Here is an 864-nt window from a genome sequence, read left to right as displayed (position 1 = left end):
CGACAACGTCCACCCGCTCCAGCGCTGACCGCACTCCACCCCGCCCACACCACCACCGCGCACCGAAAGGAATCCGCATGAAGCCGCAGCAGCCGAAGACCGAGTTCTGGACCGGCACCTTCCACGGGAGCCACGACGGCCTCACCGTCAAGGTCACCGCGACCCGCGACGACACCCGCCCCGAGCCGTACGCCTGGACGTGCAGCTGCGGCGAGTCCCGCTCCTTCCCGACCAACGACGACGTGTTCGACACCGCCTGGCGGCACACCCACCCCGGCCCCGTCGACCGGCTGCGGCAGTGGGCCACCCGCCGCCTGCGCACACGCCGCTCCCGCTGACCCGACGCCCCGCCTGGTCCTCGCCCGCCCCGCACCCCGGGGTCCGGCGAGGGCCGGACAGGCCGCCCGGCCGCACGCACCACCCCGTCCGCGAACGAGAAGGAGACCCCGTCTTGGCGAAAGCCCCGACCGTCATAGGCGTGCTCACCGAGCCCCCGGCCCCGACCTGGTGGAAGGTCAACCGCCACAAGGTCTTCGGCATCGGCGGGCTGCTGATCGGCTACCTGATCGGCACCCACCTGGCAGGCGCCCCCGAGCAGCAGCCGGTCACCCCCGGGCCGGGCCACACCGCGCCCGCCCCGGCAGCCTCCGGCTGAGCACCCCGCGCGCACGGCCCACGGCATCGCCGCACCACCCAGCCGCACCACTGCTGCGCCCCGCCGACACCAGCCCAACGTCGGCGGGGCGCAGCAGTGGTGCGGCTGGGTGGTGCGGCGATGCCGTGGGCCGTGCGCGCGGGGTGCTCCTGTCTCTGATAAACATCTCTGAGCCCACGAGTAAGGCAGAAATCTAGCTTGCCGTCTTC

General features: G+C 73.3%; 2 protein-coding genes. Both read left to right on the top strand.

Annotation, left to right across the window (positions count from 1 at the left end):
- The first annotated feature begins 77 nt into the window (after window positions 1-77).
- On the top strand, window positions 78-338 hold the full coding sequence (locus tag PV721_RS43620) for a hypothetical protein (protein ID WP_319734456.1): 261 nt from the start codon (window positions 78-80) through the stop codon (window positions 336-338).
- A gap of 113 nt (window positions 339-451) precedes the next feature.
- Window positions 452-655: a hypothetical protein gene (locus PV721_RS43615; protein ID WP_124291291.1), complete on the top strand. Its 204-nt coding sequence runs from the start codon at window positions 452-454 to the stop codon at window positions 653-655.
- Window positions 656-864: the final 209 nt, after the last annotated feature.

Source organism: Streptomyces sp. MB09-01 (genome assembly GCF_033794505.1).
Lineage (GTDB): Bacteria > Actinomycetota > Actinomycetes > Streptomycetales > Streptomycetaceae > Streptomyces.
This window is presented reverse-complemented; position numbering and strand designations above follow the sequence as displayed.

Excerpts from the sequence above, each read along its gene's own strand:
- PV721_RS43620 (WP_319734456.1), top strand. The coding sequence starts at position 78 with ATGAAGCCGCAGCAGCCGAAGACCGAGTTCTGGACCGGCACCTTCCAC.